This is a genomic window from Rhizobium sullae (assembly GCF_025200715.1).
In the GTDB taxonomy this organism is placed as follows: domain Bacteria; phylum Pseudomonadota; class Alphaproteobacteria; order Rhizobiales; family Rhizobiaceae; genus Rhizobium; species Rhizobium sullae.
This window is the reverse complement of the sequence record NZ_CP104143.1, coordinates 2,813,897-2,839,052: the sequence shown is the minus strand read 5'-3', so window position 1 is coordinate 2,839,052 and position 25,156 is coordinate 2,813,897. Positions and strand designations below refer to the sequence as shown.

Sequence of the window (25,156 nt, the reverse complement as noted above, 5' to 3'; positions counted from 1 at the left end):
CCGAACCTTACGAAAATGCAATGTTCCGTTGCGTTTGGCGGCGCTAATTCTGCCCCAATTCAAGCCGAGTGACACGCAAACGGCGGCGGTGGGTATCGTCCGGCATCAGCTTGAATGTCGCGTATCCTCCCGGAATGATCCGCCAGGCGGCAAATCGGCAGGTAGAGATGGCGAGTGACGGCAGCTTGGAAGAGGTCGAAGTCGCGGAGAACGGGGGTGCGCGCGGGCTCTTGCGGCGCTATCGGCCTCACCTGGTGGCGATCGCCACTCTTTTTGTTTTCTGCATCGTCGGATATGCGATCGTCCAGCTCACGGATGAGGTGCGCTATGATGACGTCGTCGCTGTGCTCGCCAACACGCGCCCCAGCGCTATTCTGCTTGCGCTTCTCTTTACCGTATTGAGCTTCCTGGCTCTCATCTTTTACGACCTCAATGCCATCGACTATATCGGCAGGAGGTTGCCCGTTCCGCATGTCGCACTGACCGCGTTCAGCGCTTATGCGGTTGGTAACACAGCCGGCTTCGGCGCACTGAGCGGCGGGGCGATCCGCTATCGCGCCTATTCGCGCCTTGGCCTAACACCGGAAGATATCGGCCGTGTCATTGCCTTCGTTACCCTGTCCTTCGGGCTTGGACTCGCAGGGGTCGCATCGATCGCGCTGATGATCATCGCCGATGAAATCGCACCCCTGGTGGGCACGAGCGCATTGCTGCTGCGGCTGGTCGCGGGCGCGATCATCGCCGCTCTCGGCGCGCTCCTCTTGCTCGGACGCGATGGTCGGGCGATCCATATCGGCCCGATCGCAATCCGCCTGCCGGATTCGCGCACGTGGTCGCGCCAGTTCCTCGTGACCGCCTTCGATATCGCGGCTTCGGCCACGGTTCTTTATGTTCTGCTGCCGCAAACGGCGATCGGCTGGCCGGTGTTTCTTGCGGTCTATGCGATTGCCGTCGGGCTCGGGGTGCTGAGCCATGTTCCGGCTGGGCTTGGCGTTTTCGAGACAGTGATCATCGCTGCGCTCGGGAGCGCCGTAAATGTCGATGCGGTTCTCGGTTCGCTGGTCCTCTACCGGCTGATCTATCATGTGCTGCCGCTTCTGATCGCCGTGCTTGCGGTGTCGGCAACCGAATTTCGGCGCTTTGTCGATCATCCGGCGGCTTCCAGCATCCGGCGCATCGGCGGACGGCTGACGCCGCAGCTGCTTTCGGCCCTGACGCTCCTTCTGGGCGCCATGCTGATCTTTTCGAGCGTCACGCCGACGCCGGATCAGAATCTCGAATTCCTCGCCAATTATCTGCCGCTGCCGATCGTCGAGGGCGCGCACTTCCTCTCCAGTTTGATGGGTCTGGCGTTGGTCGTTGCCGCGCGCGGTCTCGGTCAGCGGTTGGATGGCGCCTGGCTGGTGGCGGTCATCGCCGCGGTCGCCGCGCTGGCGCTTTCGCTGCTCAAAGCCGTAGCACTTGTGGAGGCGGTGTTCCTCGCCTTTCTTATTTTCAGCCTGATTGTCGGCCGCCGACTATTCACCCGTCATGCCTCGCTGCTGAACCAGGCGCTAACGGCATCATGGATGACGGCGATTGCCGTGATCTGCGTCGGCGCTGTCGTCATCCTGCTCTTCGTCTACCGCGACGTGGAATACAGCAACGAGCTCTGGTGGCAGTTCGAATTCACTGGCGAGGCGCCGCGCGGGCTGCGCGCCATTCTCGGCCTCACGATCATCTCCTCGGCAATTGCGATCTTCAGCCTGCTGCGCCCCGCCGCCTTCAAGCCGGAGCCCGCGACGGAGGAGGCGCTCCGGCGCGCGGTCGAGATCGTCAGGACGCAGAATGATGCGGACGCCAATCTCGTGCGCATGGGCGACAAGAGCATCATGTTTTCCGAGGAGGGGGATGCTTTCATCATGTATGGCCGACAGGGCCGCTCCTGGATCGCGCTCTTCGATCCCATCGGGGCAGAGCACGCGACGCCGGAACTCGTCTGGCGCTTCGTCGAGGCAGCGCGGGCGGCCGGCTGCCGGGCGGTGTTCTATCAGATTTCTCCAGCACTTCTCTCCCACTGCGCCGATGCGGGGCTGCGTGCCTTCAAGCTCGGCGAGCTGGCCGTCGCCGACCTGACGAACTTTGAAATGAAGGGCGGCAAATGGGCGAACCTGCGGCAGACCGCAGCGCGCGCGCAGCGCGACGGGCTGGAGTTCGAAGTCATCCCGCCCGAGGCGGTGCCCGATATCATCAATGAGCTTGCGGCGGTTTCGAATGCCTGGCTCGAACATCACAACGCCAAGGAGAAAGGCTTCTCGCTCGGCGCCTTCGAACCGGGCTACGCAAGCGCCCAGCCGGCCGGCGTGTTGAAGAAGGATGGCAAGATCGTCGCTTTCGCCAATATTCTGGTCACCGAGACGAAGTCGGAAGGCACGATCGACTTGATGCGCTTTTCGCCGGAGGCGCCCAAGGGTTCGATGGACTTTCTCTTCGTGCGGATCATGGAATATCTGCGTGGCGAGGGCTACACGCACTTCAACCTCGGCATGGCGCCGCTTTCGGGCATGTCCAAGCGCGAGACGGCACCGGTCTGGGATCGCATCGGCAGCACGGTCTTCGAACACGGCGAGCGCTTCTACAATTTCAAAGGCCTTCGCGCATTCAAATCAAAATTTCATCCGCACTGGCAGCCGCGCTATCTTGCGGTCTCCGGAGGGGGCAATCCGATGATTGCGTTGATGGACGCGACCCTTCTCATCGGCGGCGGATTGAAAGGAGTCGTCAGGAAATGATCAGAGGATATCTTCTCGCAGCCGCATGCGTGATTGCGCTGACAGCGCCGGCTGCCGCTGCCGAGGAAACCACGCAGAGTTTCGAAACCGGGCTCATTCCCTCGCCGCACATCTTCCTGCCGGATGGCGACGTCAAGGGCGCGGTGATGCTGATCTCGGATGGCGCCGGCTGGGGCGACAAGGAAAAGGCGGAGGCCGACAGTCTGGTGCAGGAGGGCACTGTCGTCATCGGCGTTGACTTCCCCTCCTATATGGATGCACTGCGCAAGTATGATCTCAGCGAGAATGATGGCTGCATCTATCTGGTTTCCGACATTGAGTCGCTTAGCCAGCAGGTGCAGCGCGCCGCGGGCAACACCGCCTATCATCTGCCGATAATCGCCGGTATCGGCGAGGGCGGCGCATTGGCGCTGGCGATTGCGGCGCAGACGCCGGATGCGACGATCGGCCGAACGCTGGCTGTGGATCCGGTCGCCGGCATTCCTCTGACCCAACAGCTCTGCACGCCGGCCTCGAAGAAGACCGTCGACGGCAGGATGGTCTACGGCCTTGCTAGAGGTGGCCTTCCGAACCCGATCATTGCCGCCTTCACCTCCGCCGCGCCGGAAGACGGACGCATGCATGCCGAGGCACTGAAGAAGGATCATCCGGAAATCGAGATTCGCGATGCCGGGGATGATGCCCAGTCGACGCTTTCAGACATCTTGGAAGACCTGATCGCGGCCTCCGGAAGTACAGACAATCCGCTCGGACTGCCGCTTGCCGTGCTTGATGCCAAGCCGTCCTTGGACACCATGGCCATCATCTATTCCGGCGATGGTGGCTGGCGCGATATCGACAAGGAAGTGGGTGCGGCGCTGCAGAAAGAGGGCATTCCCGTCGTCGGCGTCGACTCGCTTCATTATTTCTGGTCGGAGCGCCAGCCCCAGGAGACGGCTGACGATCTGGCGAAGATCATCGAATTTTATCGCAAGCAGTGGAAGGTGAAGCACGTTCTTCTGATCGGTTACTCTTTCGGAGCCGATGTCGTGCCTGCCACCTACAACAGGCTGAAGGCTGCCGACAAAGCGGCGATCGCCCAGGTGTCGCTGCTCTCGCTGTCGCATGAGGTGGACTACGTGATTTCCGTCATGGGCTGGCTCGGCCAAAAGACCGAGGGTGCTGCCGGCGACCCGGTCGATGATCTGAAGGCCATCGGCCCAAAGCTTGTGCAATGTATCTACGGTAAGGACGACGATGACGAGGTCGCCTGCCCCGCACTGAAGGATAGCGGCGCCGATGTCGTCGAGCTGCCGGGCGATCATCACTTCGACGAGAATTACGATCTGCTGACGAAGACGATCGTCGACCGTCTGAAATCGCAGCTTACCGATTAACGCATCAGCGTCTCTTCGCTCCAACCCAGAGCGGCAATCTCGGCACTGCGAAGCTTCGCGTCGTCGTTGACGATGAACTCGTCAAGCTGCGGCGGCTTCACACTAGTTCCGGCGAGCATCGCATGCGCTTGGCCGCGATGATGCGTCTGGTGCTGGAAAAGGTGGCTCAGCACGTCGTCGGCCCGCTCTTTCTGGACGCGGCCGGCGCGCTGGAGATCGATAACGGCCGCAAGCCTTTCCGGTGTCAGGGCTTCGCAGAATGCCACGAGGCGCTGATCGACCTTGCGCTGCTCGCCAGCAAGCGAGGCGGTCGTATCGAAAGGCTCTTCGACTTCCCAGGCTTTCGGACCAAGAGTGCCGCCCTCGAGCGCATCGACATAGAACCAGTCGACGGTGATGACATGGTTCAGCGTCGACTTGATCGAGGGAAAGAAGCTTACGCGCTCCGCCTCGAACTCCCCGGGACGCAGGGACGCGCAGGCGGCAAGTAAGCGATGGTTCGCAAGCGCATTATTATAGGCAAGCCTGCGAAAGACGCGGCACGGATCGAAACTTGGCATCGCGCATCCTCCTCTTCAGGTTCATTCGAATACAACTTGGGACAGTTCCTCGGATCGCGATTGCCGCCGCCAAATGAGATGAGGTGGCGCAGCGCCCACGACACTGCCGCCGAGAATCTTCAGAAACCCCGTCGGGTGATCACTCAATCGCCTTCCTGAAACAGCCGGAACTGTGCGGCTTCGAGGTCCTTCGGGGGCTGCATACCGAGATGTTTCCAGGCCGTTGCGGTCAGCACGCGGCCGCGCGGCGTGCGCTGGATGAAGCCCTGCTGGATCATGTAAGGTTCGATGATGTCCTCGATGGCGTCGCGCGGTTCGGAGAGGCCAGCGGCGATCGTTTCGATGCCGACCGGGCCGCCGCCGAAATTGACGGCGATCATGTTGAGATAGCGCTTGTCGAGCTGGTCGAGGCCGACGCTGTCGACGAGCAGGCGGGTGAGCGCCTCGTCGGCGATCTCGCGGGTGACGGCTTCGGCCTTGGCGACTTCGGCGAAATCGCGCACGCGGCGAAGCAGCCGGCCGGCGATGCGCGGCGTGCCGCGGGCGCGGCGCGCAATTTCGCGGGCGCCGTCGTCGGTCATCGGCAGGTTCATGAGGCGGGCGCCGCGGCGCACGATCAGTTCCAGTTCTTCCACGGTGTAGAAGCTCAGACGCACCGGAATGCCGAAGCGGTCGCGAAGGGGCGTCGTCAGGAGGCCGAGGCGCGTGGTCGCGGCAACGAGGGTGAATTTCGAGAGATCGATCTTCACCGAGCGGGCGGCCGGGCCTTCGCCGATGATGAGGTCGAGCTGGAAATCCTCCATCGCTGGATAGAGGATTTCCTCGACGGCCGGGCTCAGGCGGTGGATCTCGTCGATGAAGAGTACGTCGCGCTCTTCGAGATTCGTCAGCAGCGCCGCAAGGTCGCCGGCTTTCGCGATGACCGGGCCGGACGTGGAGCGGAAGTTGACTCCGAGCTCCTTCGCCATGATCTGCGCCAGCGTCGTCTTGCCGAGGCCCGGCGGCCCCACGAAGAGGACATGGTCCAGCGCCTCGCCGCGGTTCTTGGCGGCTTCGATGAAGACCTTCAGATTCGCTCGCGCCTCCGCCTGGCCGGTGAACTCGTCCAGCGACTGCGGACGCAGCGTCACATCCAGATCTTCGCCCCGCTTTTCCGGCGATATCAGGCGGGCAGGTTCGGTCATGCGAGAAGTTCCATTCCGGGAATCGCCCTAGCAGCCTTGCGATCAAATGTGATGACTTTCCGGCAACCGTCCCTGAGACCTGCCCACACGACGAGATAATCGGCGAGATTCGTTTCCGGGGGGCTCTGCGCCGCGACCAATATATTCAGTTCATCGGCATGCTCAACGACAACTTCAGCGGAAGCCAGAAGCAAGCGAAGCATCTCAATGATCTGCGGTTGCGGGTAACTCAAACCATCATGGTAAGAAACCGGGTTTTCGCCAATCACCGCGCCAATTCCTTCAATCCCAACCTGATCAGTTTGGCGCTGTCAGCACCTTCGCCTGCCGTTTTCATCGCAGCAGCAACAGCATTGGCGGCCTGGTCACGCGAATAGCCGAGATTCGTCAACGCAGAGACGGCATCGGAGACGGGTGCCGAAGCGACACCTTCGCCAAGTTCCTGCTTGAGACCGATATTGATCGCCTCGCCGGCAAAGGCGGGGGCCTTGTTCTTCAACTCGGTGACGATACGGACCGCGACCTTCGGGCCGACACCCTGCGCGCGGGAGACGGCCGTTCTGTCCTGCAGGGCGATGGCATTGGCAAGTTCGCTCGGCGTCAGGATGGAGAGGATGGCGAGCGCCACCTTCGCGCCGACACCCTGGACGCTTTGCAGCAGGTTGAACCATTCGCGCTCCAACGCTGTCATGAAGCCGAAGAGCTTCAGCTGGTCTTCACGCACGTAAGTCTCGATGAAAAGCGCGCAAGCTTCTCCCTGCGAACCGAGCCTCGACAGCGTGCGGCCGGAGCAATAGGCGACGTAGCAAACGCCGTGGACGTCGACAAGTACATGGTCGTCGCCGATTTCGTCGATGGTGCCTTTGAGCTTGCCGATCATGAAGAGGTCCGTCAGGGATGGGTTTCGGGTGTGATGAGGTCGAGCGATGGGAAATAGGAATGGTACCCTTTGGGATCACGGGTCAGAACCGTGTAGCCGCGGATCGCCGCATGCGCGCCAATTAGAAAATCGGGAAGAATGCTCTCACGCTCGCCGCCTGATTTCCGATAGACGCGGAAGGCGGCGGCGGCCGCAAACGCAGCGGCCCAAGGCAGATTCTCGCGGCGGAATTCATCCTGCGGCAGCAGGCGATCCACTTCGTCCATATTGCGATAGCGCACGGAAAACTCCGAGTAGATGATCGGGTTTATCAGGACCGGACCGCGCTTGAAGACGTCCAAAGCACGCTGGCGTGACCAGCCATGCCAATCGGATGTCGGGATTGCAAGGTCGACGAGAACGTTGGTGTCGATCAACGTTGCCATCAGCGGTCCCGCGTCATCGACATAAGTTCTTCGGCATCGATTGCCTGGTCGCCGGTTCCTTCAAGCCGATCGAGGGATTGCATGAAGCGATCGAGACGACCGCGATCTTCCAATTCCTGCTTTCCATTCTTTGGTGCAAGAATCAACTTTCCACCCTCAACCGAAAAGATCACCTCGCTGTTTAGCTCTATACCTGCAAGCTCACGCAGGTCGCGAGGGATGGTGACTTGGCCCTTTGAGGTAACGCGCATCTGATTGCTCCACTGATGCGGTAAGAATTATCATTACTGATAGAACAAGGCAAGAACGCAGGTCAACCGGCCACTGCCGCCAGGCGCATCCTGCTGCTGCCGCGGTTATGGGCATGGCAGATGGCGATGGCGAGCGCATCGGCGGCGTCGTTGCCTTTGAACTCCACTTTCGGCATCAGGATTTTCAGCATCATGTGGATTTGTTGCTTCTCACCGTGGCCAACACCGATGACGGCCTTCTTGACGGCATTGGGTGCATATTCCGATACCTGCAGCCCGGCGCGCGCCGGCACGAGCATCGCAATGCCGCGGGCTTGGCCGAGCTTCAGGGTCGCAACCGCATCCTTGTTGACGAAAGTCTGCTCAACGGCTGCCTCATCCGGCTTGTAACCATGCACGATTTCGGCGAGTCCGTCGTGCAGCTGGCAGAGGCGGGAGGCGAGGTCCATGTCGCCGTCGGAGGTCACTGTTCCGGAGGCCACGAAGCGCAGCGAATTGCCGAGCGTGTCGATAATTCCCCAGCCGGTGCGGCGCAGACCGGGATCGATGCCGATGATGCGAATCGTATTTTGCATAGTTCACCTTATTGCGGTTGCAAAATAACTGCCACCAATATGTGAACAAAGCAAAAACATTCCCTCTTTTGTAGGAGGCCGTTTACCACGAATTAAATCCGATGCCTGAAATCTAGTCCCTTCAAATGTGAGAGGAGCTGCCTTTTGCAAAAGGTTAAGGCTCCCCGTGTTCTGTTTTCGGTCAAGCTGGCAGGGATTGCGCTGCCGGCAAGCCGCTCCGGAAGGGTTGTTGTCATGGCTCAGAGATTTCAGTCCCTGTCCTTTAAGGTTATCGCGACATTCATCCTGCTCACGGCACTGGCTGTGAGCGCGATCAGCGTTCTCGGTTATTTCACCAGCAGCCGCATCTCGGATGCGCAGGCTCTGAAGGCCAAGGAAAGTGTTCTCATCTTCCGCGGCGACATGCTGCAGGATCAACTGGGGCAGCTTGAGAACCAGGCGAGTTCCATTGCGCGCATAGAGGCGCTGCAGATGTCGATCACCAGCCTGAAGAGCGGCTGGAAGACGATCGAAAAATCGTCGGGCGACGCGCGAGGCGACTTCAAAAAGGTGTTCATCACCAACAATCCAAATCCGGCGGATCAGCGTGAGAGGCTGATGAAGCCGGAAGGGCCGAGCGGCTTCTACTACTCGAACCACGAGAAGACCCAGGGCGAAGTCGCCCGCGACCTAGAGAACACCGCCTTCAGCGACTTGTTGATTGCCGATCTCGACGGCTCGGTTCTCTATTCCTACAAGAAGGACGATAATTTCGCCGAGAATCTGAAGGCCGATCCATGGAAGGCGACAGGTGCGGGTATTGCATTTGCAAAAGCGGTCGAGAACACAGCCAAGGCGACGGACAATTCCGCGCCGACTGCATTCTCGGGTCTGCGAGTCGATTCCTCCAGCGGCAAGTCGGCGATCTTCTATGCAGTGCCGATCATCAAGCTCGGTCAGGCGAAGGGCATCATCCTTTTCAAGGTGCGCAATGATATCATCACCAGCATCCTGGCAAAGGGTATCGTTTCCGGCAGCACGGCTCAGGCTGCCATTATTTCCAGTGACGGTTCTGCGGTCGGGCTCAATGCGGAAGGCCGGCTTGCGACGCTTGACACGGCGCCGTTCACTTTCGTGAAGGACGCGCTTGCAAGCAGCAACGGCATGACAGTCGACGACTTTGCGCGCCCCGACGGCACCGCCCGGGCCTATGTCCGCTCCATCGCCTATCAGGGCGAGCGGTTTCTCGTCGTCGAAAGCGTGCTCGTCAGCGAGCTCAATGCTGGTTCGATCGAGATCGCGACGCTGCTGACCATGATTGGCCTCGCAGCGCTTGTCGTCATGGCGATTGCCACGGGCCTTATCACCAAGTTGCTCTTCTCGCCGCTTGCGCGCCTTGCCTGCAATACCCGCGAGGTGGCAGGCGGCAAGCTGGATGTCGAGATCGGCAGCCAGAACCGTCAGGACGAAATCGGCACGATGGCCAAGGCGCTTGCCCGATTCAGGCAATCACTGATCGAAAGCCGCGAGCTGGAAGCGGCAAGTGCTGCAACCCGCGCCCGCGCCGAACGCGACCGTCAGGAAAACCTTGCTCTTCGCGAAGCGGAAGCGAAAACCTTGCAAGATGTAGTCCAGGCGCTGGATGAGGGTCTGCATCATCTGGCGAACGGCGACCTTGCCTACCAGATCGACACGAGTTTCCCGAACGAGCTTGAAGGCCTGCGCGTCAACTTTAACGATGCGCTCGCCACGCTCAGCGAGACGATGACGGCGATCGGCGGCAACTCCATGGCAGTGCGCTCCGGCTCGGAAGAGATGCGGACCGGCGCCGACGACCTTGCCGGACGCACCGAGCGACAGGCTGCGTCGATCACCGAAACGGCCAATGCGATCGATGCGATCACCCAGTCCGTTCGCGTCCAGATCCAACGCGCTGAACAGGCGGAGCGCATTGCCCGCGACGCGAAAAAGGAGACCACCGGCTCCGGCGAGATCATGCGTGAGACCATTGCGGCGATGGAGGCGATCCAGTCCTCATCGCGGCAGATCAACACGATCATCTCCGTTATCGACGACATCGCATTCCAGACGAACCTGCTGGCACTCAATGCCGGCGTCGAAGCGGCCCGCGCCGGTGAATCCGGCAAGGGCTTTGCGGTCGTTGCGATGGAAGTGCGTGAACTGGCGCAGCGTTCATCGGGCGCTGCCAAGGAGATCGCGAGCCTGCTGCAGAAATCGACCCATGAGGTTGAGACGGGCGTGTCGCTTGTCGAGCGGGCAGGTGTGGCGCTGACGGGCATCGGCAGCCATGTCGAGCACATCAATGGCCAGATTCACGAGATCATGGAATCGACCCGTGAAGAGGCGGATACGCTGCGCCAGATCAACAAGGCCGTTTCCGAACTCGACTCGATGACGCAGCAGAATGCCGCGATGGTGGAGGAAACGACAGCCGCGATCCACCGCCTTGCGGCCGAGGCCGTGGAGATGGACCGCCAGCTCGGCAATTTCACGCTGCCGCACGATCATCATCATCACGGCGCCGAAATTCACATTCTCCGGCGGCACACGGCTTGAAATAGCGAGATCGAGGGTCGGGGAACCGGCCCTTTTTCTTTGTCCGCGGGATTTGGAATGAGCGATTCCAGAACCTACATAGACCTGTCCTTCCAATCACCGGCAGGTTTTCTTTATGGTTCCCTTTTCCATTCTCGATCTTTCGCCCGTTGCCGAAGGCACGACGATCCAGCAATCCTTCAAAGGTTCGGCGCGCATGGCGCAGAAAGCGGAGGAGTGCGGCTACAAGCGCTTCTGGCTGGCGGAGCATCACGGCATGCCGGGTGTCGCGAGTGCCGCGACTGCGGTCGTCATCAGCCATGTCGGCGCCGCGACAAACCACATTCGCATCGGCTCGGGCGGAATCATGCTGCCCAACCATTCACCGCTGGTGATCGCCGAGCAGTTCGGCACATTGGCGGCGCTTTTTCCGGGCCGCGTCGATCTCGGGCTCGGTCGCGCTCCCGGCACAGATATGCGGACGGCGCAGGCGCTCCGCCGCAATCTGGAGGCGGGCGCCCACAATTTCCCGAACGATATCGTCGAGCTGCAGCAGCTACTGGGTGAGCCGGTTGAGAACCAGGCGATCCTTGCCGTTCCAGGCTACAGTTCGCATGTGCCGATCTGGCTGCTTGGCTCCAGTCTTTATAGCGCCCAGCTGGCGGCGATGCTCGGCCTGCCCTATGCCTTCGCCTCGCATTTCGCACCGGATTTGCTGCTCGATGCGATCGACATCTACCGCAGCAAGTTCCAGCCCTCGGCCTCGCTCGACCAGCCTTATGTGATGGCCGGCGTCATGGGCTCCGTCGCGCCGACAGATGAGGAAGCGCAGTATCATTTCACTTCCGCGCAGCAGCAATTCGTCAACCTGCGCCGCAACGTCCGTGGTCCGTTCCCGCGACCGGTCGAGGACATGCAGGGCTTCTGGTCGCCGATGGAGAAACTGAATGTCGAGCACACACTACGCTACGCGGTCGTCGGTTCACCGAAGACGGCAGAGGCGAAGCTCACCGAATTCCTGAAGGAGACCGGGGCGGACGAGGTCATCATCTCCATGCCGATACACGACATCGAGGCGCGGTTGAGATCGGTCGAGCTGTTTGCGGGACTGAGGAATTTCATGAGAGTTGCGGCTTAAGACAAAAGACCCGCCAGCGTTTCCGCAGCCGGGTCTTCAATTCGTTCGTTGGAATGCTCAAGCCGAAAGCTTGGCGAGCACTTCTTCGGAAACCTCGAAGTTCGAATAGACGTTCTGCACGTCGTCGTCGTCGTCCAGGCTGTCGATGAGCTTCATCAGCGACTGGGCCTTTTCCTCGTCCACTGGCACGCTGTTCTGGGCGCGCCAGACGGCCTTGACGGTTTCGGCTTCGCCAAGCGTGCCTTCCAGCGCCTTGGCGACTTCGCCGAGGGATTCGAAGGCGCAGGTGATGGTGTGGCCTTCCTCGTCGGTCTCGACGTCATCGGCGCCGGCTTCGATCGCGGCTTCCATGACCGTGTCGGCATCGCCGGCCGGTAGCTTGTAGGTGATCTCGCCGACGTGATCGAAGGAGAAGGAAACCGAGCCTGTTTCGCCGAGCGCGCCGCCCGCCTTGGTGAAGATTGAGCGGACGTTGGAGGCGGTGCGGTTGCGGTTGTCTGTCAGCGCCTCGACGATGATCGCCGTGCCGCCTGGGCCATAGCCTTCGTAGCGGACTTCGTCGTAGTTCTCGCTATCGGCGCCTGCCGCCTTCTTGATGGCGCGGTCGATATTGTCCTTCGGCATGGACTGTGCCTTGGCGTTCTGGATTGCTAGGCGCAGGCGGGCGTTCATCGTCGGGTCGGGCAGGCCGGCCTTGGCAGCAACGGTGATTTCGCGCGCGAGCTTGGAGAACATTTTCGACCGCACGGCATCCTGACGGCCCTTGCGATGCATGATGTTTTTAAACTGTGAATGGCCAGCCATGGCACCCCTGTTCACGTCTCATTGTTCGGAATGGACGGCCTTATAAGAGCGAAGCGGACCGCATTCAAGGGAAAAGCAGCTTGTTCCTGAGTCCCTGGGTAGGCGAAAAGCCGCGGAACAAAGCGGCAGACGTGACGTTTGAAGGCTTGAAAAGCCCGAAGGGAAGGGGAAGGCCATGGCAAGCTTTAGCGAAGCGCGCGAACATCCGGCACGGCAGCTTTGGGATCAGGTGAACGATGTTTCGGCAGGAATGCTCGGCATCGATGGCGTCGACATGCACATGCAGCCGATGGCTCCGCATGCCGATCCGAAGACAAATACCATATGGTTCTATACAAAATCCGATGCCGACATTGCCCGCGCCGTCAAACCGGGAACGCGTGCGCATTTCTGCGTCATAGGCAAGGATCACGACTACCACGCCAGCCTGGCAGGCAAGATCGAGATCCGGCCGGACCCTTCGAGGATCGAGCAGTATTGGAATTCGGTGGTTGCGGCCTGGTACGAGAACGGCAAGAAGGATCCGAAGCTGACAATGCTTGTCATGCATGTGGACGATGCCGAGATCTGGGTTTCGATCGGCAGCAAGCTGAAGTTCGGCTGGGAGATCGCGAAGGCCAATCTCAGTGACGACAAGATGCCCGACGTGGGCATCAAACGGCATCTGCAATTTGCCTAATGCCGGCAGAGCCTGGAGGTCTCAGGCTTTCTGGTCTCCTCTATAGAGCGCCCTTCATGACATAAATGAGCGGCTTCCTGGGGAGGGATCGCATGGAAACGGTAATCGTGTCGTCAGGCGCATAGCTGATGTCGAAATCCTTACCGAACATCGACACAAAGCGCTCGACCGGCGGGCCGCGGCGGTGCATCGGCAGGATCAGCGACGAGCGCAGGCGCTTGATGACGCGGCTCATGCTGTCGGCGCCCATAGTCAGGCCGCCGTCGACCGGGACCATGACGATATCCAGGCGGCCGATCTCGGTATAGTGGGCATCGGTCAGTTCATAGTGTAGGTGACCGAGATGGCCGATGCAGAGGCCGGCGATCTCGAAGATGAAGATTGAGTTTCCATCTTTCTGAGGCGCGCTGTAGCCGCCGCGGATATCCGTCGTGACGTTGCGGATATAGGCATCGCCGATCATCAGGTCGATGTCTGCCTTTTCGCCGGGCACATCGCTCCAGCCATGCAACACGTGCTTGATCGCCGGATCTGGCGTCAGCGTGTAATGCGTTGTGTGTGCCCGGTTCATCGTCACCACGTCGGGCGTCACGACCGGCCGGTACCAGCCGTTGAAATCCGTTGCGATGACGATGCCGCCCGGCGTTTCGATTTCGAAGGTGGAATGTCCAAGGAAGGTCAGCTTGACATCCTCGCCTTCCGAAACCGCAGGCATGATAGGCGCGTCGCCGGAAAAGCTCACGAATGTGGCCTTGGGGGTTGCCTGGGCGATCGCTTGGCACTGACTGACGGGTTTGGGTTCGGTTTGTGCGGCCGCCGCGCGGGGCAGGGCAAAGGGCACGAGGCATGCGATAGCGAGGACAAGCAATTGCGGCTTCATGCCACCCCTCCGGCGCTTTCACGGTGCGCCGAGGATGCGGCAAGGCACCGCAGCGGTCCAGATGGAGAGCGCTCACAATTGCGTGTTGGGTGGATGGGTGGCGTGCCGTGCCGCTTAATGAGGCGTGCCGTTCGCCTACCGCCAGAATTCCGGAATCGTCTCCGCCAGCCGCGGACCAATCCGCAGCGGCGCGATCTGTTCCGCAAGCCCGGTGGCATCGGATATCTCGACGCCGACGCCGCAGATCGTGGCGGGGCCGGTGGCGGCTTCCATGCGTCCCTTCGGCATCTTGGAGATGAAGCGGTTCAGCGGCTCTTCCTTGTCCATGCCGAGCGAAGAGTCGTAGTCGCCACACATGCCGGCATCCGACATATAGGCCGTGCCGCCGTTCAGTATCTGATGGTCGGCAGTCGGTACATGCGTATGCGTGCCGACGACGAAGGTGGCGCGGCCGTCGACGAAATGGCCGAAGCACTGCTTTTCGCTCGTTGCCTCCGCATGGAAGTCGAAGATGATCGCATCGGCCTGTTCCTTGAGCGGGCAAGCGTCGAGGATCGTCTCGGCCGATTTGAAGGGATCGTCGAGCTCCGGATGCATGAAGACGCGGCCCATGATGTTTGCCACGAGCACGCGTGCTCCGTTTCGCGCATAAAAGAGTCCCGAGCCGCGGCCGGGCGTTCCCTGCGGGTAATTGGCCGGGCGCAGGAACTGATCGTGGCGGCCCGCAAAGGCGACGGCTTCCTTCTGGTCCCAGACGTGGTTGCCGGTGGTGACGACGTCGGCTCCCGCATTGATCGTCTCGAGGAAGATGTCTTCCGTGATGCCGAAACCGCCCGCGGCATTTTCGCCATTGACGATCACGAAGTCGAGTTTTAGGTCGGAAACCAGGCCGGGCAGGCGATCCCATACCGCCGTCCGCCCCGTCTTGCCGACCATGTCACCCAGAAAAAGCAGACGCATTCCTTATCCGATCCAAGAAGCAAAAAAGCGAAGGCCGCTTTCTGTCAGGATGGCATCCAGGCTTATGTCATGCGGCTCGTCGGGCACATGTGCCACTTCCTGGCAGTCGAATGCAATGCCGATCAGCTTCGGACGCACGCCTTTTTGCTGCAGACGGTGGATTGCGCGGTCGTAGTGACCAGCGCCGTAGCCGATGCGGTGGCCGCGATCGTCGAAGGCCGACAGTGGCACGAGCATGATTTCCGGATCGAGAACCGCGGCCTCCGGTCCCGGTCCGGCAGTGCCGAAGCCTGTGGCAACCAGCGGCTCGCCACGCAGGAGCTCACGGAAGACGATCATCTGACGGTCGAGGATGGCCGGAACGCAGAGGCGGGCTCCGCGCGCCTGAAAGCGCGCCATCAGCGGCCGGATATCGGCCTCCGAGCGGATCGGCATGAAGCCCGAAATGATCGTGCCGGGATCGAAAGCCACGGCCTCGCCCGCGTGCTCCGCCATTGCCAAGCTCTTCTCGATACGCGCCTCAAGCGGGATTACGTCGCGCAACGCTAGCCGTTCGGCACGCATCTGGGTTTTGAGTTCCTTGGATATCGTCTGCTGCATGGACCGGACCATAAACGGCTGGCGGGCCATTGCAATCCCGTGACAGCGGCACTGGCTTTGGTGGAGCCGATTAGATCTGGTGAAATTTGCGTTGCTGCAATGCGCCTGTCAGTTGCCGGATCGTTTGCTCGAACAGCGCCTTGCCGCCCAGCAGCCAGCCAAGCGCCTCCAGTTTTTCGGTGCTCATCTGACTGACGGCAGCCTTGTCTGCTGAGGCAGGCAGAGGATTGGGGCAGCCGGTTTCCCGCTGCACGATCGACAAGATATCGCGGGTATCGGCGACGACGTCAGAAACATTGAAGACCTCGCCGGAGATGCGGGCGCTTTCCGTCTCCAGCATCAGCCGCACGGCGCGGCCGAGGTCGCGGCCGTGAACTTCCGTTCCGGCCCGGACGGGCGCCGGCCTGCCGCTGAGGTAATCGTCGATGAGGCCGGACCATTTGTTCGGAAGCAGGTCGCCGTAGACGCCGGTGGCGCGCAGGCTGGCCGCCGCGAAGCCGGGTCCGGCCAGATGGGCGAGCGCTCGCTCGCCGGCGAGCTTCACCTCCCCATAAAGCGTGTCCGGCTCCGGCAGCATGTCCTCTGTCAGGACGGTGCCGGGCGTTGCGTTCTGATAGACGGCACGACTGGAGATGAAGATACAGCGGCGGGTGCCGGCGCGCCTGGCGGTGTCGAAGAGCTTCACCGTGCCGTCAAGGTTCAGGCGGCTGAAGCCTCCCGGATCATCGCCTTCGCCGCCACGATATTGTCCGAGCAGGTGGCTGAAAGCGGCATGCACGAAGAAATAGGCGTCGTCGAAGGCCTCGATGTGTTCCTTGTCGGGATCGAGCGAAAGCGGTGCGAATTCGACCGGCCGCGAGAACAGCCGGGGCAACGGCGCGCGGCGTCCGCCGATGATGACCGAATATCCGGCGGCAAGCAGCTCCTCGACGATATAGCGTCCCACCAAGCCCGTCCCGCCAGATACCAATACCTTCATGCCGTCTCCGGATTCGTCATGGCCGCAATATCCGGCAGGTCATTGCCGGCATGGACGGAGTGCCAGAACTCGATCAGCGGCTTGAGCATCGCCGCCTTCGGATGATCCTTCTCCCATGGCTTTTCATATTGGTAATGCAGGACTGAAATGCTCTTCCAGTCCCAAAGCGCGGGCATGGTGAACCATACATATTGCAGCATGTTGAAATAGACGGGCAGGCCGTGCCAATCCGGGAAGAAGGCCTGCAGGAAGGTCTGATCGGTCCGCGGCCAGAAGGCATCGGGCTGGTCGAGCATGGTGAGCATCCGGCCAAAGGTTTCCTCGGAAGGCCTTGCGATGAAGACGCCGGAATTCATGCGGCGGAAGTCGGCCAGTGTTTCATAGACATTGGGGGCGGCGGAAAATTCGGGGTAGCCGAAGAGCTTGTCGATATTCTTCAACACGATGGCATCAGCGTCGATGAAGACGACGCGCTCATATTCGATCAACTGCCAGAGGCGCAGCTTGCAGAAATTGTCGAGCGGCGAATGAAAATCCGGCTTGCGACCCTTGGTGAAGGGGGCGACGGAATGGAGCTGGCCGCGGGCATGACGCTCGTTGAAGGCATCGGAAAGTGGAAGGTGCGCGACTTCGATGAGGCGGCAGCCGAGATCAGCAAGTGGGGCGAGGGTGCTTCCCTCCACGCCGCCGGTATGCTGCACGACGATATCGGCCGCGGTCTTTGTGAGCCGGAGGGAGCGCGCTAGCGCGGTCGCGCCCATAACATAGTCTGCATTCGTGACGAGGGTGGTGTAGGCGTGGCGGGATGAGGGCGTTTTTTGTGGGTTGACGGAGATCACTTCCATATTCACGACACCGATTTCAGCCGCTTGCCTTCCGGGTCGCGGTTGATCGTGGCGGCGATGTCCTTCGTCCACGCAGAGACGGCGGGAACGCGGGAGCGATCGACGCGGTAGGCAAATTTCCTGGCGACGTCGACGATCTCGCCGAGCAGGCCGGCTTCGAGCGTGATCGGATCGAGCCCCAGATCGCGGAATTTCTCGTTCCTGACGATCAGATCGTTTTCCGGCGCTTCCTTGCGCGGGTTGGGAAGCCAGGCGATCTTTGCACCGCTCATCCTGGCGATCATCTCGGCAAGGTCGCGCACACGGTGTGTCTCGGTCATCTGATTGAAGATCTCGACACGGGAGCCGCGGGCCGGCGGGTTCTTCAGCGCAAGCTCGATGCAGCGGACAGAATCCTGGATATGGATGAAGGCGCGCGTCTGTCCGCCTGTGCCGTGGATGGTGAGCGGATAACCGATTGCCGCTTGGATGAGAAAGCGGTTCAGCACGGTGCCATAGTCACCGTCATAATCGAAACGGTTGATCAGTTGCGGATGGCGGCGTGTCTGTTCGGTGTGCGTGCCCCACACGATGCCCTGATGCAGGTCGGTGATGCGCAGCGCGTCGTTCTTCGCATAGAACTGGAGGAGCAGCTGATCCAGGCACTTGGTCATATGGTAAATCGAGCCGGGATTGGACGGATAGAGGATTTCCTGGCTCGCCATCTCGCCATCTGCCGTTTCGACGCCGACGGTCAGGTAGCCCTCGGGGATCGCCGCGCCGACCGTCGAATAGCCGTAGACGCCCATCGTGCCGAGGTGGATCAAATGGGCGTCAAACTGCAATTCGACGAGTGCATTCAAAAGGTTATGTGTGGCGCTGACGTTGTTGTTGACGGTGTAGTTTTTGTGCCGGTCGCTCTTCATCGAATAGGGCGCGGCGCGCTGTTCGGCGAAATGGACGATGGCATCCGGCCGGTTTTCGGCAAGCCACTTCTTGAGAAGCTCGTAGTCCTTGGCGAGGTCGATCAGATTGAAATGGATGCGCCGCCCGGTTTCGGCATGCCAAATGCGGGTGCGCTCCTGAATGGAATCCATCGGCGTCAGTGATTGCACGCCGAGTTCGGTATCGATCCAGCGCCGCGAGAGATTGTCGAGAATGTGGACGTCGTGCCCCGCGTCCGAGAGATGCAGCGATGTCGGCCAGCCAATGAACCCATCTCCGCCCATCACCGCAATCTTCATCGCATTGCCTCCTGTATGTTCATCCACTATCGGGAATACTTAAGAACTGTGACGATTGTTCAAAGCTAGGGCGTTGCTGCGCCTCGCCAACAGGCATGCGAGTTTGGAGAAAATTATGGCGGATAACGGCTTTTCCATTTCAGGCGAGCTGACGGAGACGGGGCACCAGCTGATCCAGCGCGTCTACTATGAAGACACCGATTTCTCCGGCTTGGTCTATCATGCGCGCTACCTGCATTTCCTCGAGCGCGGCCGTACCGACTATCTGCGCTGCCTGGGCGTCGAGCAGCGTGAGCTGATCACCGCCGACGAAGAAGGGCTTGTCTTCGTCGTTCACCGTATGGAAATCGACTTCAGAAATCCGGCGCGCATGGACGATATTCTCACCATCGTCACGTGCACCGAGAAGGCCGGCGGCGCAAAGATGGTGCTCAGACAAGAAATTCGCCGCGGCGAAACGCCGCTTATCGCCGCCAAAGTGATCATCGCCGTCATCAACGCCAAGGGAAGGCCGCGCCGGTTGCCCGAGGCGTTGGCGAAGCGGATGCAGATCGAGACGCAAGACGGCTAAACGCGCATTCCAGACATGCAGAATTGAGCAAACGCGGGCCTTGCAAAAACATGACTTTCATGTGAAGGAATTCAGCGCTGCAAGGATTGCGCGGCATTCCGTCGCCGGACTTCGGTCTCTTCGTTCCAAGCCGGGAAGAAAAATTCAGCTGGTTAAGCTTTGCCGTCATACTCTGGCACTAACGATCTATTAACCATAATAGTGTCTTACTTGGAAAGTCAGAGATTGTGCGGTGCACGCCTTCCTTTGACCAAATTTGACGGCAAGGAAGGCGGAAGAAGAGCTTTAAGCTTGACCAGGGCTTTGGGCGGCGGTCGCCAGACAATTCTTGCGAGATCACTTTCTGTGCCGCCCGGTCAAGCACCGGGCGTTTGGATTCGGGGATTTTGATAAATGGAACAAGTAGGATTGGCAGCAGCAACGGCCGACGTCAGCCTCTGGTCGTTGTTCATGCAGGCAGGCATCGTCGTCAAGCTGGTCATGCTCGGGCTGATCGCAGCCTCCGTCTGGACTTGGGCGATCGTCATCGACAAATATCTGGCCTATGGCCGCGCCCGGCGCCAGTTCGACAAGTTCGAGCAGGTCTTCTGGTCGGGGCAGTCGCTGGAAGAGCTCTACCGCACGCTTTCCGAACGCAACAATACCGGCCTTGCTTCGATCTTCGTTGCCGCCATGCGCGAGTGGAAGAAGTCCTTCGAACGCGGTGCGCGCTCGCCGATCGGTCTGCAGATGCGTATCGACCGGGCGATGGACGTGACGCTCGCCCGTGAAACGGAATTTCTTTCCGCCCGCCTCGGCTCGCTCGCGACGATCGGTTCGGCCGGTCCGTTCATTGGTCTCTTCGGTACGGTCGTCGGTATCATGACTTCGTTCCAGGCAATCGCCGGCTCGAAGTCGACCAACCTCGCGGTCGTTGCCCCCGGTATTGCCGAAGCGCTTCTCGCCACCGCGATCGGCCTCGTGGCCGCTATTCCGGCGGTTATCGCCTACAACAAGTTCTCCGCGGATGCCGGCAAGCTCTCGGGCCGCATGGAAGGCTTTGCGGACGAGTTCTCCGCCATCCTTTCGCGCCAGATCGATGAGAAGCTGCAGCCGCGTCAGGCCGCACAATAACCGACGGAGTACACGATTATGGGTATGGCTGTTGGAGGCAATAACGGCGGAGGCGGCGGTCGCCGCCGCCGTGGTGGCCGGAGCAAGGGTGTTATTTCCGAGATCAACGTGACGCCGCTCGTCGACGTCATGCTCGTGCTGCTCATCATCTTCATGGTGGCGGCGCCGATGATGACCGTCGGCGTGCCGATCGACCTGCCGGAAACGCAGGCCAAGGCGCTCAATTCCGAAACGCAGCCGATCACCATTTCCGTCAAGAACGACGGCGCGGTGTTCCTGCAGGAAACGCCGATCCCGGCCGAAGAGATCGCCGCCAAGCTCGAGGCGATCGCGACCACGGGCTACAACGAACGCATCTTCGTGCGTGGTGATGCGACGGCGCCTTACGGCGTGATCGCCGATGTCATGGCGCGCATTCAGGGTGCGGGCTTCAAGAATATCGGTCTCGTCACCCAGCAGAAGAAGGACCAGTAGAAAGCAAGATGAAGACCAGTGTCGTCACATCTGCTGTTCTGCACGGACTGGTGCTCGCCGCGGCTCTGGTGACCATTGGTTCGCCGGAGTCGTTCAAGGTCGATGACTTCGAAGCGATGCCGGTCGATCTGGTGCCCGTCGAATCGATCACCCAGATGCAGCAGGGTGACAAGACGGCAAAGCCGAACGACAAGCCGGCGCCGAAGCCGACTTCCAAACCTGCTGATGTTGCGGACGCCGAGAACCTCGGCGACAACAAGATCGACCTGAAGACGCCGCCGATCCCGAATGCGAAGCCGAACAACAACGAGAGCACCGCGGCACCGAAAGCCGTCGAGAAGCCGCTTCCCCAGAATGATCCCGTTCCTAACGAGGTGAAGGAGATCATGAAGGAGGATACGGTCGTCGATGAGCCCAAGGAAGTCGCGTCGATCCCGGAAACCAAGCCGGAGGTTGCACCGACCCCGCCGAAGCCGGAAGAAATGCCTGCCGAACCAGCCGAGCCGCCGAAGCCGGAAGCCGAGGCGCTGCCGGACAACGTTCCGACGCCGCTCGCCAAGCCGCAGGTGAAGCCGCCGGAGCAGAAGCTCGCGGAAAAACCGCCGGAAAAGGCGCAGGACCAGCAGAAGACGGCCGACAAGCAGCCTGACAAGAAGAAAGCCGACAAAGCGCAGGAGAAGGCGAAGGCCTCGTCCTCGAAGCAGAGCGATTTCAATGCCGACGACATTGCAGCGCTATTGAACAAGCAGGATCCGTCGAACGGCGGCGCGAAGCGCTCGACGGAAGTCGCCTCGCTGGGTGCCAAGAAGTCGAACAATACCGGCTCCAAACTCAGCATGAGCGAGATGGATGCGCTGCGCAACGCGATTGCCGGCAACTGGCAGATCATTCCCGGCCTTGCGGACATGGACCAGGTCCGCATCACCGTCCACATGAAGCTGGACGAGAATGGCGAGATCATCGGAGACCCCGAGGTCGAAGCGACCGGCGGCAACGAATCCACGCGCCGGGCACTTGCTGGCGGTGCCTATCGTGCCGTCAAACGGTCTGCTCCGTTCACCAACCTTCCGAAAGACAAATATGACGCGTGGAGCGAAGTCATTGTGAACTTCGACCCCAGTCAGATGGCCCTTTAAATGCTGAAAGGCTTGTTCCTCATGACCAAGTGTTCCCTCTTCCGCGCCTTCGTGGTGGCTCTCGGCATGGCTGCGACGGCGGCTATCGCGACGCCTGCACACGCGCTTGTCGAGATCAACATCAACAAGGGCAACGTCGAGCCGCTGCCGATCGCCATCACCGATTTCCTGCAGGGCGACATCGGCGCACAGGTCTCTCAGGTGATTGCAGCCGACCTGCAGCGCTCCGGCCTCTTCGCGCCAGTTAACAAGAATGCCTTCATCGAGAAGATCTCCAATCCGGATGCAGCTCCGCGCTTCGAGGACTGGAAGGTCATCAACGCGCAGGCGCTCGTGACCGGCCGGGTTACGCAGGAAGGCGATGGCCGCCTTCGCGCCGAGTTCCGTCTCTGGGACACTTTTGCCGGCCAGCAGATGACCGGCCAGCAATTCTACACACAGCCGGAAAACTGGCGCCGTGTCGCCCATATCATCGCGGATGCGATCTATAAGCAGATCACCGGCGAAGAGGGCTATTTCGATACCCGCGTGGTCTTTGTCTCCGAATCCGGCACGAAGCAGCAGCGCAAGCGCCAGCTTGCGATCATGGACCAGGACGGCTTCAATGTGCGCACGCTGACGGATGGCAGCGACCTCGTTCTGACGCCGCGCTTCTCGCCGAACCGGCAGGAAGTGACCTACATGTCTTTCGCCAACCAGCAACCGCGCGTCTACCTGCTGCAGCTCGAAACCGGGCAGCGCGAAGTCGTCGGCAACTTCCCGGGCATGACCTTCTCGCCGCGCTTCTCGCCGGATGGCCAGAAGGTGGTGATGAGCCTTCAGCAGGAAGGCAACGCCAACATCTACACGATGGATCTGCGTTCGCGCACGACGACGCGCCTGACCTCGACGGCAGCGATCGATACCTCGCCGTCCTATTCGCCGGACGGCGGGCGCATCGTTTTCGAAAGCGACCGCGGCGGCAAGCAGCAGATTTACGTGATGAACGCCGACGGCTCCGGCCAGACGCGTATCTCGTTCGGCGACGGCAACTATTCGACGCCTGTCTGGTCGCCGCGCGGCGATCTGATCGCTTTTACCAAGCAATCCGGCGGCAAATTCTCGATCGGCGTAATGAAACCGGACGGTTCGGGCGAGCGCATTCTGACGACGGGCTTCCACAACGAAGGCCCGACCTGGGCGCCGAACGGCCGTGTCCTGATGTTCTTCCGCCAGCCGGCTGGTGCCGGCGGTCCGCAGCTCTATTCCATCGATCTGACAGGCTACAACGAGCAGGCCATCAAGACGCCGACCTACGCGTCCGACCCAGCCTGGTCGCCGCTCCTTGAGTAGTGGATGAGCCGGATTTCGCCTTGTTGTCGCCGCAAAGTGCTGGAATTGGCCGATGCAGGGACAAATCAACAAATCATTAACCATACTTCTTGAACGCCGATTAACCGAGTACGGTTACAGTCCGGCAACCCTGATAAATCGCAAGGAGACCCGGCCATGAGCCGAATTCACACCCCGGCCATGAGCCGTATGCAGAATTTCGCCCGCAATCCCGTCATGATCGCACTCGTTGCTGGTCTGGCGCTTGCTGGCTGCGCCAACAAGAAAAACATGGCCAACAGCGCTGGCGACCTCGGCCTCGGTGCAGGCGCCGCAACGCCGGGTTCGGCTCAGGATTTCACCGTCAACGTCGGCGACCGCATCTTCTTCGACACGGACTCGACCTCGATCCGCGCGGATGCTGCGCAGACGCTCGACCGCCAGGCACAGTGGCTCGGCCGCTACCCGAACTATGCGATTACCGTCGAAGGCCATGCCGACGAGCGCGGCACGCGCGAATACAACCTCGCTCTCGGCGCCCGCCGTGCTGCCGCCACCAAGGATTACCTAGCTTCGCGCGGCGTTCCGGCTCAGCGCATGAAGACGATCTCCTACGGCAAGGAACGTCCGGTCGCCGTCTGCGACGATATTTCCTGCTGGTCGCAAAACCGCCGTGCAGTCACCGTTCTCGGCGGCGCTGGCATGTAACTGCCTGGAATATATTGTGCTTGCAAAGGCGGCTCCTTCGCGGGCCGCCTTTTCTTTTCGACCACACTTTGGCCAGACTCCGTTGCTTTTTGAAGGCAATTGGAAAAACTCCTGTTCGTGCCATCGAGGCGCGAAGAATCACTGGGACAGGACGAAACCTATGAAGAAACTTGTCGTGGCAGGCTTGCTCTGCCTTGCGGCCGTTACCGGAACCGAGCGAGCGGCTTATCCCGCTTCGTTTCTCGGCTTGAACCTTGGCGGCCAGCCTGCGCAGGGCCAGACGCAGACGCCGCCGGCCGTCAACGTGCAGAGCAGCAGCGCGGAAATGCGCGTACAGCAGCTTGAAGAGCAGTTGCGCCAGCTGAACGGCCGCATCGAAGAAATGAGCTTCCAGATCCTGCAGATGCAGGAATCGCTGCGCAAGACGCAGGAAGACAACGAATTCCGTTTCCAGGATCTGGAAAAGAGCGGCGGTGCTGCTGGAGCGAAGGGCGGCACGAAGAAGAGCGAGGCCGATATGCAGCCCCCGGCTTCCGGCCAGGCCAATGCACGTTCCCAGCGCCAGGACGACGTCGCGACGATCATCGAAACACCGCAGGGAGCCGAAACGGCTCCCTCCAACGACGTCCCCGCGAACAGCGGTTTCGGCCAGCCTCCGCAGCAACTGGGTTCGATCCAGTTCGATCAGAACGGCAATCCGGTCGGCGGCAGCGTGAACGAGAACGCGGAAGTCGGCTCAGCGCCGCTTCCGGACCTGAACGCTGGTACGTCGCCGCAGCAGACCGCATCTCTCGGCAGCGAGACCGATCAGTACAAGGCCGCTTACGGTCACGTCCTTTCCGGCGACTACGCGATTGCTGAAGAGCAGTTCACACAGTATATCGCGCAGCATCCGGGAAGCGCCCGGGCTGCCGATGCCAATTTCTGGCTGGGCGAGGCGCTCTATTCCCAAGGCAAGTTCAACGAGGCCGCCAAGACCTTCCTGAATGCCCACAAGAAATACGGTTCCTCCGAGAAAGCGCCCGAAATGCTGCTGAAGCTCGGCATGTCGCTGGCGGCTCTCGATAACAACGACACCGCCTGCGCGACGCTCAAGGAAGTCACCAAGCGTTACCCGAAGGCCTCGCGCGCCGTCATAAGCAAGGTCGCGAGCGAGCAGAAGCGCCTCTCCTGCTGAG

General features: G+C 60.7%; 26 protein-coding genes. 12 read left to right on the top strand and 14 right to left on the bottom strand.

All coding sequences use genetic code 11. From position 1 onward, the window contains the following. Positions 1-167: 167 nt before the first annotated feature. Together mprF and N2599_RS14405 are read left to right on the top strand one after the other, a co-directional pair. Positions 168-2,771 carry a bifunctional lysylphosphatidylglycerol flippase/synthetase MprF gene (gene mprF, locus N2599_RS14410; RefSeq protein WP_027508097.1) on the top strand — a complete coding sequence of 868 codons (2,604 nt, stop codon included), beginning with the start codon at positions 168-170 and terminating at the stop codon, positions 2,769-2,771. Beyond that, complete coding sequence (locus N2599_RS14405; RefSeq protein WP_027508098.1) at positions 2,768-4,147, top strand: virulence factor family protein; 1,380 nt, start codon at positions 2,768-2,770, stop codon at positions 4,145-4,147. Before mprF ends, N2599_RS14405 begins: the two co-directional genes overlap by 4 nt. On the opposite strand, the gene N2599_RS14400 is transcribed toward N2599_RS14405, so the two are convergent. The 7 genes from N2599_RS14400 to ruvC form a co-directional block, all read right to left on the bottom strand. Further along, on the bottom strand, positions 4,144-4,707 hold the full coding sequence (locus N2599_RS14400; protein WP_027508099.1) for a DinB family protein: 564 nt from the start codon (positions 4,705-4,707) through the stop codon (positions 4,144-4,146). The two genes, N2599_RS14405 and N2599_RS14400, sit on opposite strands and share 4 nt — an antisense overlap. A 143-nt stretch (positions 4,708-4,850) precedes the next feature. Beyond that, positions 4,851-5,891, bottom strand: a complete 1,041-nt coding sequence (gene ruvB / locus N2599_RS14395; protein ID WP_027508100.1) for a Holliday junction branch migration DNA helicase RuvB — start codon at positions 5,889-5,891, stop codon at positions 4,851-4,853. After that, positions 5,888-6,160 carry a hypothetical protein gene (locus N2599_RS14390; protein ID WP_027508101.1) on the bottom strand — a complete coding sequence of 91 codons (273 nt, stop codon included), beginning with the start codon at positions 6,158-6,160 and terminating at the stop codon, positions 5,888-5,890. The genes ruvB and N2599_RS14390 overlap by 4 nt, the downstream gene beginning before the upstream one ends. Then, positions 6,157-6,771 (bottom strand): Holliday junction branch migration protein RuvA, encoded by a 615-nt coding sequence (ruvA, locus tag N2599_RS14385; protein WP_027508102.1) that lies wholly within the window; start codon positions 6,769-6,771, stop codon positions 6,157-6,159. Before ruvA ends, N2599_RS14390 begins: the two co-directional genes overlap by 4 nt. Before the next feature lie 11 nt (positions 6,772-6,782). Continuing rightward, positions 6,783-7,196, bottom strand: coding sequence for a type II toxin-antitoxin system VapC family toxin (locus N2599_RS14380; protein WP_027508103.1), 414 nt, complete (start codon positions 7,194-7,196; stop codon positions 6,783-6,785). Continuing rightward, positions 7,196-7,447 (bottom strand): AbrB/MazE/SpoVT family DNA-binding domain-containing protein, encoded by a 252-nt coding sequence (locus N2599_RS14375; RefSeq protein WP_027508104.1) that lies wholly within the window; start codon positions 7,445-7,447, stop codon positions 7,196-7,198. Before N2599_RS14375 ends, N2599_RS14380 begins: the two co-directional genes overlap by 1 nt. A gap of 62 nt (positions 7,448-7,509) precedes the next feature. Beyond that, entirely contained in the window at positions 7,510-8,022 is a 513-nt protein-coding gene (ruvC, locus tag N2599_RS14370; RefSeq protein ID WP_027508105.1) for a crossover junction endodeoxyribonuclease RuvC, read from the bottom strand. 234 nt (positions 8,023-8,256) lie between these two features. On the opposite strand from ruvC, the gene N2599_RS14365 reads away from it, so the two are divergent. Further along, the gene (locus N2599_RS14365; RefSeq protein WP_027508106.1) at positions 8,257-10,578 is read left to right on the top strand and encodes a methyl-accepting chemotaxis protein; all 2,322 of its coding nucleotides are present in this window, start codon (positions 8,257-8,259) and stop codon (positions 10,576-10,578) included. 115 nt (positions 10,579-10,693) lie between these two features. Next, positions 10,694-11,695, top strand: a complete 1,002-nt coding sequence (locus N2599_RS14360) for an LLM class flavin-dependent oxidoreductase (RefSeq protein ID WP_027508107.1) — start codon at positions 10,694-10,696, stop codon at positions 11,693-11,695. Between the two features lie 57 nt (positions 11,696-11,752). Here N2599_RS14360 and N2599_RS14355 read toward each other — a convergent pair whose 3' ends face one another. Next, positions 11,753-12,499, bottom strand: a complete 747-nt coding sequence (locus N2599_RS14355) for a YebC/PmpR family DNA-binding transcriptional regulator (protein WP_027508108.1) — start codon at positions 12,497-12,499, stop codon at positions 11,753-11,755. A 175-nt stretch (positions 12,500-12,674) separates the two neighbouring features. Here N2599_RS14355 and N2599_RS14350 point away from each other — a divergent pair, with 175 nt between their 5' ends. Then, on the top strand, positions 12,675-13,178 hold the full coding sequence (locus tag N2599_RS14350) for a pyridoxamine 5'-phosphate oxidase family protein (protein ID WP_027508109.1): 504 nt from the start codon (positions 12,675-12,677) through the stop codon (positions 13,176-13,178). A gap of 40 nt (positions 13,179-13,218) precedes the next feature. Here the strand turns inward: N2599_RS14350 and N2599_RS14345 are convergent, their stop codons facing one another. From N2599_RS14345 to N2599_RS14320, 6 genes are all read right to left on the bottom strand, one after another. Next, positions 13,219-14,058, bottom strand: a complete 840-nt coding sequence (locus tag N2599_RS14345; RefSeq protein ID WP_027508110.1) for an MBL fold metallo-hydrolase — start codon at positions 14,056-14,058, stop codon at positions 13,219-13,221. A gap of 135 nt (positions 14,059-14,193) precedes the next feature. Then, a complete protein-coding gene (locus tag N2599_RS14340; protein ID WP_027508111.1) occupies positions 14,194-15,018 on the bottom strand; it encodes a TIGR00282 family metallophosphoesterase in 825 nt (274 codons plus the stop codon). A gap of 3 nt (positions 15,019-15,021) precedes the next feature. Next, positions 15,022-15,618 (bottom strand): 5-formyltetrahydrofolate cyclo-ligase, encoded by a 597-nt coding sequence (locus tag N2599_RS14335; protein ID WP_027508112.1) that lies wholly within the window; start codon positions 15,616-15,618, stop codon positions 15,022-15,024. A 70-nt stretch (positions 15,619-15,688) separates the two neighbouring features. Continuing rightward, positions 15,689-16,597 (bottom strand): NAD-dependent epimerase/dehydratase family protein, encoded by a 909-nt coding sequence (locus N2599_RS14330; RefSeq protein ID WP_027508113.1) that lies wholly within the window; start codon positions 16,595-16,597, stop codon positions 15,689-15,691. Continuing rightward, on the bottom strand, positions 16,594-17,442 hold the full coding sequence (locus N2599_RS14325; RefSeq protein ID WP_037140875.1) for a glycosyltransferase: 849 nt from the start codon (positions 17,440-17,442) through the stop codon (positions 16,594-16,596). The genes N2599_RS14330 and N2599_RS14325 overlap by 4 nt, the downstream gene beginning before the upstream one ends. A 2-nt stretch (positions 17,443-17,444) precedes the next feature. Further along, a complete protein-coding gene (locus tag N2599_RS14320; RefSeq protein ID WP_027508115.1) occupies positions 17,445-18,665 on the bottom strand; it encodes an NAD-dependent epimerase/dehydratase family protein in 1,221 nt (406 codons plus the stop codon). 115 nt (positions 18,666-18,780) lie between these two features. Between N2599_RS14320 and ybgC the strand changes: the two genes are divergently transcribed. The 7 genes from ybgC to ybgF all read left to right on the top strand — a co-directional run bounded on the left by ybgC (position 18,781) and on the right by ybgF (position 25,155). After that, positions 18,781-19,236, top strand: coding sequence for a tol-pal system-associated acyl-CoA thioesterase (gene ybgC, locus N2599_RS14315; protein WP_027508116.1), 456 nt, complete (start codon positions 18,781-18,783; stop codon positions 19,234-19,236). Positions 19,237-19,629: 393 nt separating this feature from the next. Next, positions 19,630-20,349, top strand: coding sequence for a protein TolQ (gene tolQ, locus N2599_RS14310; RefSeq protein ID WP_027508117.1), 720 nt, complete (start codon positions 19,630-19,632; stop codon positions 20,347-20,349). Between the two features lie 18 nt (positions 20,350-20,367). After that, complete coding sequence (gene tolR, locus N2599_RS14305) at positions 20,368-20,823, top strand: protein TolR (RefSeq protein ID WP_027508118.1); 456 nt, start codon at positions 20,368-20,370, stop codon at positions 20,821-20,823. Positions 20,824-20,831: 8 nt separating this feature from the next. Further along, positions 20,832-21,959, top strand: coding sequence for a cell envelope integrity protein TolA (gene tolA / locus N2599_RS14300; protein WP_027508119.1), 1,128 nt, complete (start codon positions 20,832-20,834; stop codon positions 21,957-21,959). 21 nt (positions 21,960-21,980) lie between these two features. Further along, entirely contained in the window at positions 21,981-23,291 is a 1,311-nt protein-coding gene (tolB, locus tag N2599_RS14295) for a Tol-Pal system beta propeller repeat protein TolB (protein WP_027508120.1), read from the top strand. A 156-nt stretch (positions 23,292-23,447) separates the two neighbouring features. Then, positions 23,448-23,978, top strand: a complete 531-nt coding sequence (gene pal, locus N2599_RS14290) for a peptidoglycan-associated lipoprotein Pal (RefSeq protein ID WP_027508121.1) — start codon at positions 23,448-23,450, stop codon at positions 23,976-23,978. A gap of 160 nt (positions 23,979-24,138) precedes the next feature. Continuing rightward, positions 24,139-25,155, top strand: coding sequence for a tol-pal system protein YbgF (gene ybgF / locus N2599_RS14285; protein ID WP_027508122.1), 1,017 nt, complete (start codon positions 24,139-24,141; stop codon positions 25,153-25,155). The last annotated feature ends 1 nt before the right edge of the window (position 25,156 follow it).

Excerpts from the sequence above, each read along its gene's own strand:
- mprF (WP_027508097.1), top strand. The coding sequence starts at position 168 with ATGGCGAGTGACGGCAGCTTGGAAGAGGTCGAAGTCGCGGAGAACGGG.
- ruvC (WP_027508105.1), bottom strand. The coding sequence starts at position 8,022 with ATGCAAAATACGATTCGCATCATCGGCATCGATCCCGGTCTGCGCCGC.
- N2599_RS14400 (WP_027508099.1), bottom strand. The coding sequence starts at position 4,707 with ATGCCAAGTTTCGATCCGTGCCGCGTCTTTCGCAGGCTTGCCTATAAT.
- N2599_RS14325 (WP_037140875.1), bottom strand. The coding sequence starts at position 17,442 with ATGGAAGTGATCTCCGTCAACCCACAAAAAACGCCCTCATCCCGCCAC.
- N2599_RS14340 (WP_027508111.1), bottom strand. The coding sequence starts at position 15,018 with ATGCGTCTGCTTTTTCTGGGTGACATGGTCGGCAAGACGGGGCGGACG.
- N2599_RS14335 (WP_027508112.1), bottom strand. The coding sequence starts at position 15,618 with ATGCAGCAGACGATATCCAAGGAACTCAAAACCCAGATGCGTGCCGAA.
- N2599_RS14350 (WP_027508109.1), top strand. The coding sequence starts at position 12,675 with ATGGCAAGCTTTAGCGAAGCGCGCGAACATCCGGCACGGCAGCTTTGG.
- tolA (WP_027508119.1), top strand. The coding sequence starts at position 20,832 with ATGAAGACCAGTGTCGTCACATCTGCTGTTCTGCACGGACTGGTGCTC.
- N2599_RS14375 (WP_027508104.1), bottom strand. The coding sequence starts at position 7,447 with ATGCGCGTTACCTCAAAGGGCCAAGTCACCATCCCTCGCGACCTGCGT.
- N2599_RS14355 (WP_027508108.1), bottom strand. The coding sequence starts at position 12,499 with ATGGCTGGCCATTCACAGTTTAAAAACATCATGCATCGCAAGGGCCGT.
- N2599_RS14330 (WP_027508113.1), bottom strand. The coding sequence starts at position 16,597 with ATGAAGGTATTGGTATCTGGCGGGACGGGCTTGGTGGGACGCTATATC.
- ybgC (WP_027508116.1), top strand. The coding sequence starts at position 18,781 with ATGGCGGATAACGGCTTTTCCATTTCAGGCGAGCTGACGGAGACGGGG.
- ruvB (WP_027508100.1), bottom strand. The coding sequence starts at position 5,891 with ATGACCGAACCTGCCCGCCTGATATCGCCGGAAAAGCGGGGCGAAGAT.
- N2599_RS14380 (WP_027508103.1), bottom strand. The coding sequence starts at position 7,196 with ATGGCAACGTTGATCGACACCAACGTTCTCGTCGACCTTGCAATCCCG.
- N2599_RS14405 (WP_027508098.1), top strand. The coding sequence starts at position 2,768 with ATGATCAGAGGATATCTTCTCGCAGCCGCATGCGTGATTGCGCTGACA.
- ybgF (WP_027508122.1), top strand. The coding sequence starts at position 24,139 with ATGAAGAAACTTGTCGTGGCAGGCTTGCTCTGCCTTGCGGCCGTTACC.
- N2599_RS14360 (WP_027508107.1), top strand. The coding sequence starts at position 10,694 with ATGGTTCCCTTTTCCATTCTCGATCTTTCGCCCGTTGCCGAAGGCACG.
- N2599_RS14345 (WP_027508110.1), bottom strand. The coding sequence starts at position 14,058 with ATGAAGCCGCAATTGCTTGTCCTCGCTATCGCATGCCTCGTGCCCTTT.
- ruvA (WP_027508102.1), bottom strand. The coding sequence starts at position 6,771 with ATGATCGGCAAGCTCAAAGGCACCATCGACGAAATCGGCGACGACCAT.
- N2599_RS14320 (WP_027508115.1), bottom strand. The coding sequence starts at position 18,665 with ATGAAGATTGCGGTGATGGGCGGAGATGGGTTCATTGGCTGGCCGACA.
- pal (WP_027508121.1), top strand. The coding sequence starts at position 23,448 with ATGAGCCGAATTCACACCCCGGCCATGAGCCGTATGCAGAATTTCGCC.
- tolB (WP_027508120.1), top strand. The coding sequence starts at position 21,981 with ATGACCAAGTGTTCCCTCTTCCGCGCCTTCGTGGTGGCTCTCGGCATG.
- tolQ (WP_027508117.1), top strand. The coding sequence starts at position 19,630 with ATGGAACAAGTAGGATTGGCAGCAGCAACGGCCGACGTCAGCCTCTGG.
- tolR (WP_027508118.1), top strand. The coding sequence starts at position 20,368 with ATGGGTATGGCTGTTGGAGGCAATAACGGCGGAGGCGGCGGTCGCCGC.
- N2599_RS14365 (WP_027508106.1), top strand. The coding sequence starts at position 8,257 with ATGGCTCAGAGATTTCAGTCCCTGTCCTTTAAGGTTATCGCGACATTC.